At 30.7% G+C, this 8585-nt stretch carries 6 protein-coding genes and 1 pseudogene; 2 read left to right on the forward strand and 5 right to left on the reverse strand.

The window, feature by feature from the left end; genetic code table 11:
• Positions 1-264: 264 nt before the first annotated feature.
• Both AC1DMU_RS25490 and AC1DMU_RS25495 read left to right on the forward strand, forming a co-directional pair.
• A complete protein-coding gene (locus tag AC1DMU_RS25490) occupies positions 265-1026 on the forward strand; it encodes an ABC transporter ATP-binding protein (RefSeq protein WP_088064884.1) in 762 nt (253 codons plus the stop codon).
• A 16-nt stretch (positions 1027-1042) separates the two neighbouring features.
• Positions 1043-2872 (forward strand): FtsX-like permease family protein, encoded by a 1830-nt coding sequence (locus AC1DMU_RS25495; RefSeq protein WP_088064883.1) that lies wholly within the window; start codon positions 1043-1045, stop codon positions 2870-2872.
• A 284-nt stretch (positions 2873-3156) separates the two neighbouring features.
• On the opposite strand, the gene AC1DMU_RS25500 is transcribed toward AC1DMU_RS25495, so the two are convergent.
• The 5 genes and pseudogenes from AC1DMU_RS25500 to AC1DMU_RS25520 all read right to left on the reverse strand — a co-directional run.
• Positions 3157-4179, reverse strand: coding sequence for a sensor histidine kinase (locus AC1DMU_RS25500; protein WP_088064882.1), 1023 nt, complete (start codon positions 4177-4179; stop codon positions 3157-3159).
• Positions 4176-4847, reverse strand: a complete 672-nt coding sequence (locus AC1DMU_RS25505; RefSeq protein ID WP_088064881.1) for a response regulator transcription factor — start codon at positions 4845-4847, stop codon at positions 4176-4178. The genes AC1DMU_RS25500 and AC1DMU_RS25505 overlap by 4 nt, the downstream gene beginning before the upstream one ends.
• 81 nt (positions 4848-4928) lie before the next feature.
• Positions 4929-6911, reverse strand: coding sequence for an FtsX-like permease family protein (locus AC1DMU_RS25510; RefSeq protein WP_476941599.1), 1983 nt, complete (start codon positions 6909-6911; stop codon positions 4929-4931).
• Positions 6901-7668, reverse strand: a complete 768-nt coding sequence (locus tag AC1DMU_RS25515; protein ID WP_061675454.1) for an ABC transporter ATP-binding protein — start codon at positions 7666-7668, stop codon at positions 6901-6903. Before AC1DMU_RS25515 ends, AC1DMU_RS25510 begins: the two co-directional genes overlap by 11 nt.
• Before the next feature lie 331 nt (positions 7669-7999).
• Positions 8000-8272: pseudogene (locus AC1DMU_RS25520) on the reverse strand (TipAS antibiotic-recognition domain-containing protein); the annotation flags it as partial.
• Positions 8273-8585 lie beyond the last annotated feature (313 nt).

The following is an 8585-nucleotide window of genomic DNA, read 5'->3' on the forward strand; positions in this document are numbered from 1 at the left end:
GTTCCATAAGCTTTTTTTATAAAACTTAAGAATTCTTAAGGATTTTACATGATGTTTCCTAATTTTCATAGTGTATCATGTATGTATTCAAAGCGATGAGGAAAGAGGAGAGAAATAAAAAAGAAAATTTTATTTACAGCTTTCAAGTGGATATATCGTGAAAACCTCATGAAAAAGGTAGCTGCAATACCACTAATTTGTTAGTAGCAAATATGAATAACCCTTATTTTATAGAAATAAAAAAACAAACGTAGGAGGATATATATGATAAAACCGGTTGTAGATGTAAAAAACATTCAAAAATTGTACGGTAAAAAAGGTGAGAATCAATCACACGCGTTAAAAGGTGTATCATTCTCAATTCAAGAGGGAGAATTTGTTGGTATTATGGGCCCTTCTGGTTCTGGTAAAACGACATTATTAAATGTAATTTCAACGTTAGATACAGCAACGGGCGGCATTGTTCAAATTGCAGGTACAGATATAACGAAAATGAAACAAGGTGAGCTTTCTGATTTCCGTTCGCAAAAATTAGGATTCATTTTCCAAGACTTTAACTTGTTAGAGAATTTATCTATCTATGAGAACATTGCACTCCCACTTTCACTTCAAGGTGTTTCATCTCGTAATATTGGAAAGAAAGTCGAAAAAGTAGCTGATATGTTAGGCATTACAGCGATACTTCAAAAGTATCCTTCTGAAGTATCTGGTGGACAAAAGCAACGTTCCGCAGCAGCACGTGCGTTAGTTCATGAACCAGCAATTATTTTGGGAGACGAGCCGACTGGAGCTCTAGATTCTAAAAATGCAACGAGTTTACTTGATGCCATGACAAGCTTAAATAAAGAGCAAGGTGTATCCATTATGATGGTTACGCATGATCCTTACAGCGCAAGTTACTGTCAGCGTATTTTATTCATTCAAGATGGTGAGTTATATAAAGAAATTCATCGCGGTGGTACCCGTGAAGAATTCTATAAAGAAATTTTAGACGTGCTTGCAAACTTAGGCACACAAATAGCGTAAGGAAGGAGGTTCCATCATGTTATTTAAGCTTTCTATGTCAGGCCTAAAAAGTAAGTTGCAAGATTACATTGTTTTACTTGTTGGTCTTATTGTCTCTATTTCAACTTTTTATATGTTTCAAACGCTAGCATCCAATAAAACGTTCCTTGAATCTAACTCTTCTATTAGGGATATTGTGTCTGTCTTTAAAATTGGTTCCTTTTTGTTAGCGGTTATCACATTTTTCTATATTTTATATGCAAACTCTTTCTTATCAGCTCTTCGTCAAAAAGAATTTGGTATGTATATGATGTTAGGAGCAAAAAAGCATAAACTTACCTTACTAATGTTCATTGAAACAATTATATTAGGTGCCACCTCTCTTTTGATTGGAATTACAATTGGTGTAGGACTTGCAGAAGGTATCGGTCAGCTATTAATGAAAGAACTCGAGTTTGCTGGCGAAGGTTATAAAGCATTTTATCTTCCATCTATAGCTATTACTTGCATCTTCTTCTTTGCACTATTTGTATTATCTGCAATTATGAATAGTATTAAATTATCTCGTATTTCTGTACTGCAACTTGTACATGCTGATGAACAAACAGAACGTGTTGCCATAAAAGGAAAAATGACAGTTGTAGTTGCATTCCTTGGTATTCTTTTATTGGGTATTGGTTATGCATCACTTATTTATATATCATATGCAAATTCGCTAATTGTTTTGGGATTAATGGCCGTTGGATTAATCTCAGCAACCGTTGGTACTTACCTTATATTTGGATCACTTCTCCCAGTTATGATTATCAAGCTAAAGAGTAATAAAAAACGTAGTGAAAAAGGCCTTAATGCTTTTACTTTTGCACAATTAAATTTCCGCATTAATGGTCTAACAAATGTGCTTGCAACAGTAGCAATCTTAGTGGCTCTTGGTGCTGGTGGAATTGCTTGTGGTATGGCATTTAAAAACAACATCCTAAAAATGACAGATCAAATACAAATTTACGATTCAGTCATTCATAATCCAACTGCAGAAGAAAAGACAATTTTGGGTAATATCTTATTTCAAGAAAAGCTTGAATATCATTACAAAGTGGATGATAAGCATGTTTATTATCTTAAAGAAGATATAGAGAAAAATCGCCCTTTCATACAAAGTATGAAAATAGAGAAAGTTTCAGAGGAAATACCCATTGGTGCATTTTCAATAAAACGAGTTAAAGGAGAAACAGATACAAAACAATGGATTCAGGCTTTTAGAACGATCCAACCAAATTATTTATATCCTGATTATAAAATGAAAATTGTAGATCAAAGCATATACGATGGGTTGAAGGGTAAAGAAAGTACTGTGTTTATGGGAAAAACAGATGATTTTGGATCATACATAAAAGAGTGGAAAAAACTTGATGAATTTCAGATAGCAAAATATAAAAATGTGAAAGCGGAAGAATTGGGTAGTAAGTATCAAATATATATTATGAATCATGATCTTTCCAGCGGACTAATGTTTATGGGGTTCTTCGTTGGAGTTGCATTTTTAGCAATGATGGCAAGCTGCTTAATGTTTAAAGTTCTGTCGGGAGCATCAAAAGATGTAACACGTTATCAAATGCTTCATAAAATTGGTGTCCGCCGAGAATTATTAACAAAATCAATTTATAAAGAGTTATTCTTCATATTCTTATTCCCAGCAATTGTGGGGATTACTCACATATTAGTTGGTATGAAGATGTTTAGCCCTCTTTTAATCGATCCGTACTCTCGCATTTGGTTACCACTTGTAATTTTTATAGTAATTTACTCGATGTATTACTGGATTACTGTTCAATTATTTAAAAGAATTGTACTTCCGAAAAAAGATTAATGTAATGCTGTTATTTATAAAAGGTATCAACAAAATCGGACCCTGTTTGGCTGAATGAGTGTAAATAGGCGAAGTAACACCCTCGAACAATCGCGGGTGTTTTTTTATATTGTTTGAAATGGAAATGGATATGGATAAAGAGCATAGTCTTTAATTAAATATACCAATATGTTCAATGGCTAAATAATACAAACGGTATGAAGAGAATTTCTACTCTGTTCATACCGTTTTACATTTGTTTATACGTTTCATATGAAATTCGTGGGAAGTTGGCAGCATTTCTTTTATAAATAAGACTCAAAAGTTACCATACCTGATAAAGGAAATATTAATGTAACTCTAGTTCCTTTATTCATTTCGGATTCAATGCCAATTTTCAATCCTAATTTTGAACATAGTTTTTCGCAAAGATACAAGCCCATTCCTGTACTTTTGCTAAATCTCCTGCCATTCTCTCCAGTAAATCCTTTCTCAAATACTCTATTTATATCTTTAGTTACTATCCCTACTCCATTATCCTCTATAGTTAGTATTACTGAGTTAGTTTTCTTAATTGAGTATATACGTATCATTTGTTCTTTGTTATTTGAGTACTTAATAGCATTTCCTATTATTTGATTAATAATAAATTCAACCCATTTTCCATCACTATATACGATTTCATCAATATCCTGTATATCTAATTTTATTCTCTTATGAATAAAATCCCTATAGTTTCTTTTAATTACATTCCTTACTACATTATCAAGGTTGATTGGCTTGATAATATAGTCTTTATTAACGTTATTGCTTCGAGAATAATACAGAACCTGTTCTACAAACCCCTCTATTCGATCCATTTGAGAGTCAATTTTATTCGTTACTTCATTTTGATTATTTTCAATTATTAGCTTTGTAGAAGCTATTGGTGTCTTAATTTCATGCACCCATGTCTCTATATATTCTCTGTAATCCAACTGCATATCTCTATAATACTTTACATTTTCATGCATATCTCTACTTACTTCTTTCAGTATAGCGTTAAGCTTTTCTCCATGTATAAAGTTTGCTTCCTTTACTACCTCTGGAAGTAAGTATTTTTTCTTCAAGTTTTCTAAGATGCCATTAATCTCATTATAATAATTTTTACATCTTATAAATTCTATAGCCATATATGAAATCAATGGGAAAAACCAAATACAAAAGACATAGAATATGATAATGAACGGAACATGCGCAGTCAGCAATATACCTGCTAATATGATATATACCAGTACATTTGATAGTATTACTACTATTTTATCTTTAATAAATTCACCTATATTCATGGCATTATATACCCTAAGCTTCTTCTTGTTGCAATTGGATTTTCTATACCTATCTCTTCAAGCTTTTTTCTTAATCTATTTATATTAACAGTTAAGGTGCTATCATCCACAAAATAATCAGACTTCCATAAAGTTTCAATGAGTGAATCTCTTTTTACAATATTTCCGCGATTATTTATTAAACATGAGAGTATTTTAACTTCATTTTTAGTTAACTCTACAGACTTGTCTTGATAAGTAACTGTTGCATTTGAAAGATTTAAAGTAAAATCTCTATAAATTAAGATATGATTCGTCTTGAAATCTCCAGAAGTTCTTCTTAAAATGTTTGTTACTCTTGCTAATAGTATTTCTGTATTATAAGGCTTTGTTATAAAATCATCTGCTCCTAAATTCATACTTATTAGTTCATCTACATCACTATCTCTGCTTGTAACCATGAAGATTGGAACATCTGAAGTTTTACGTATTTCTCTACATATATAATAGCCATCGAACACAGGAAGATTTATGTCTAGTAATATAAGGTCTGCATTCTCACTTTCTATATATTTGATAATATGATTAAAATCTGTGGGAGCCTTTACTTCATATCCATACTTTATAAAAAAATGTTGTAATTCTTCTCTGATGATTTCGTCATCTTCAATCAGAATGATTTTTTTCATGACTTTTCCCTCCCTATACAGAATATAAGGCTATTACATCTTGAGAAACAAGGTGTAATAGCCCTAATAAGCATTATAAAATCAAGTATTACTTTTTACAATATTTTTATACCCGACATATGTCGTGTATAAATATACTACATAAACTACAAGAAATACTAAGCCCGTCATCAATGCTGGTAAAATAATATCTGTTTGTTGAAATGTGTTAATATAATAATTGACTACATAAATTCCAACTATAGAATGAATTATGGCAAGAAAAACTGGAAGACTAAAGTATACGAAAGTTTGAATAAAAATCGTTTTGTCGATCATTGTTCCGTTTGAACCAATTCTCTTCAAAGATTTATATCGATCTATGCTATCACTGGCTTCTGATAATTGTTGAAGAGCTAATACAGCCATACTCGTTATTAAAAATACAATACCTATATATATCCCAATAAACAGCACGATAGTTTTCATTCCCTTACTTTCTGCATAAACTTCATCTTTTGATTTGCCTGCTATACGATTAATATTTAATTTCGGGCCATTTTCGTCATAAAAGCCCCGTGCAACGTTATCATATTTTTTATTATACGCTTCTCTATTTCCATCTAAATAATTTACATTAAATACGGATTCAGTAATTTTGTAGCCTGATAAAAACTCATCATTTATAACGATTGTGAAGTAATTAGTCCGCACATCATAAGTATAAAGATTCTCTTGTATAACTTTAGCGTTTTTTACTAAATATTCTTTCTCTTTAATATTCACCTTATTGCTATTTTTTAATCTTTCATTTGTCGAATTAATCAACAAACTTTCATTTGATAAAAGTAAAATTTCATTGTTATTTAAAGTGATTTCCTTTTCACCTTTAAGATTTAAAATTTTATTATAATCAGATACTTTAATGAAATCTATACTGTTTTTATAATCTTTAAGTTCTGGTACAAAGTCCACCACTTCCATCCCTGTTCGATATACATTATAAGATACATATTTTTCGTTATTACTTATTTTAAAATTAGCTTTATTTAATACGTCTTCTATAGTGTAACTTTCATCCTTATTCTCCAACGTAATACTGGCATCAAATGGTGTTATTTCTTTCGTTGTTACGTCCATCATTCTGTTAAAGCTGATTCCTGTAGATAAAGCCACCATTGTAAGGAATAACATTAAACAGATTACAGACATGGATATAAAATTTGTATTAACCTTACTATTTATTTGTTTGATGATAAATATATTTAACCCTTTAAAATAGACTTTTTTATTCTTCTTTACAACATATAATATAAATCCAGATAAACTAAAGAAAAACAGCAATGTACCTAATATACCAAGAATGATTGACACCATGAGCATAGGATTATTATAATTCAATCCGATTTTTAGTACAGTCACATATGCATATCCAAGTGATGCTACACACATAATAAATGTGATTACATAGATAAGAGGATTTCTAAATTTTACATCTTCGTTTTTTCTACCTGCTGTTAACAAATCAATTATTTTGTATTTAGAAACAACATATACATTAAATAACATAACAAGCAAAAACATGATTCCAAAGTATAATACGCTTTTACCTATAGCACCTGTTGAAATTACAAATTTATATTTATTGATGGGCAAGTCAAATACTTTTAATGCGAATGTAGATAATCCCTGTGATACTCCAATACCTATTATAAGCCCACTCACTAAAGATATAATACCAACTAGAAATGTCTCTGTTACTAATATTCTGGATATGTCTCTTCTTCCCATACCTAAAGTCATGTATATTCCTAATTCTTTTTTACGTTTTTTGATTAAGAAATTATTTGCATACAATATTAAACCACCTAATATTACAGATACAAATACTGACACATTTGAGATAGCGTTCATTATTGTAGGCACATACTTTCTATCTGAAGCGTTAATTTCCATAAGTGCCTTTTGTGATTCTATTGAGTTAAAGCTATAAAATATACAAACAGCCAGTGTTAATGTTAAGAAATATATTGCATAATCTTTAAAACTTTTTTTTACATTCCCAATAGCAATCTTAGAGTACATTATTATCGTCACCTCCAAGAAGGGTTATAACTTCGATAATTTTAGTAAAGAATTCTTTTCTAGAATCATTCCCTCTTACCAACTCGATAAATATTTTTCCATCTTTAATGAAAAGAATTCTACGAGCATAGCTTGCTGTAAATGCATCATGAGTAACCATAAGTATTGTAGCTTTTAAATCCTTATTTAGACTTTCAAATCTTTCGAGTAATAATCTAGCTGATTTAGAATCTAACGATCCTGTTGGTTCATCTGCAAGTACTAAAGATGGATCTGTTACGATAGCTCTTGCCGAAGCAACCCTTTGTTTTTGTCCGCCTGACATTTGATAAGGGTATTTGCTTAATACTTGTTCAATATCTAAATATTTTGCAACTGCTTGTATTTTTCCATCAATTTTTGAACTTTTCTCACCTTTTATTGTTAACGCTAGGGCAATATTTTCATAAGCAGTAAGGGTATCTAATAAATTAAAGTCCTGAAATATAAACCCTAATTCATTTTGTCTAAACTTATCTAGTGACTTTGATTTTAACCGAGTAATGTCACTATTATTTATTATTATTTTTCCCGTAGTAACATTATCAATCGTTGATATACAGTTAAGTAATGTAGTTTTGCCACTTCCTGAAGGCCCCATTATCCCAACAAATTCTCCCTCATCTACCTTAAAACTAATATTATCTATAGCCTTTGTTACATTATCTTTATTACCATAATATTTTTCAATTTTTTCTACACTTAATATATTTCGCATTAATACTTCTCCTTTTTCATTATAAAAATTCTTTAACTCCCATTCATTTATGTAATTCATTTTATATAATTTCATTAATAGTATCGATGGAATTACATTTCATTAACATTACATTTTTGTTATATTGAGTGATACCTCTACATGTAAGTTATCAGAAATCGCGACAGAAACAGACATAAAAAAACGCCATCCTTTCCTATGATTCTACAGAAAGAATAACGTATTTTTTATTTTGAGGGTATTTCTTTTTGCTATCAAACTAACTTTTTTTATTAAAGATTGAATCCATAAAAAAGGAAACACTAACTAACATAATACACTGTTATATTTTTCAATCTACCTTTGGAGTATACATACCATTCTGAATCATATAATACTCCATCGCTTGATTTAACCATTCTTCCTCTTCTTTTGTATATGGGGAGGAAAACATATTTTCAAGCCTTTCTTTTTCTAGATCTTCTAAATCTTGTATAGCGTATATCGCTTCTTCACCAACAAATTCAAATGTTGCCTTCATATGCTTATCTACTAACTCTTGTACCTCAGGATCCTGCACCGATTTTCCCATCAACCTTTTTACTTCCTTAGACAACTGAATAAAACAGAATCAAAGACATTTATAATATTCTTTCAAAATGAAGGTATACACATTGCCTCTTACCCCTTTGGACAACCTGCTATAGATATTAATAATGAAAATTCATCAGCAATCTCACTTATTTAATCTTTCGTTTTTTGAACTACCCCCACTTTCACTTCGTTTAGAAGTGGGGGATTCCTAAGTAAAGAGTTCTATCGAACTCTAATTGATTAGGCTAACCCCGCAGTCCTTGCGGTTAGAAGCCTTATTGCTTCATTCTTTATATTGATACTTGCGTTAATATCCCTATCATGGTGTGTACGACAAGAAGGAC

Source organism: Bacillus sp. 01N45 (assembly GCF_056399205.1).

Coding starts and splice junctions, on each gene's coding strand:
- AC1DMU_RS25510 (WP_476941599.1), bottom strand. CDS start 6,911: ATGTACTCTAAGATTGCTATTGGGAATGTAAAAAAAAGTTTTAAAGAT.
- AC1DMU_RS25515 (WP_061675454.1), bottom strand. CDS start 7,668: ATGCGAAATATATTAAGTGTAGAAAAAATTGAAAAATATTATGGTAAT.
- AC1DMU_RS25490 (WP_088064884.1), top strand. CDS start 265: ATGATAAAACCGGTTGTAGATGTAAAAAACATTCAAAAATTGTACGGT.
- AC1DMU_RS25505 (WP_088064881.1), bottom strand. CDS start 4,847: ATGAAAAAAATCATTCTGATTGAAGATGACGAAATCATCAGAGAAGAA.
- AC1DMU_RS25500 (WP_088064882.1), bottom strand. CDS start 4,179: ATGAATATAGGTGAATTTATTAAAGATAAAATAGTAGTAATACTATCA.
- AC1DMU_RS25495 (WP_088064883.1), top strand. CDS start 1,043: ATGTTATTTAAGCTTTCTATGTCAGGCCTAAAAAGTAAGTTGCAAGAT.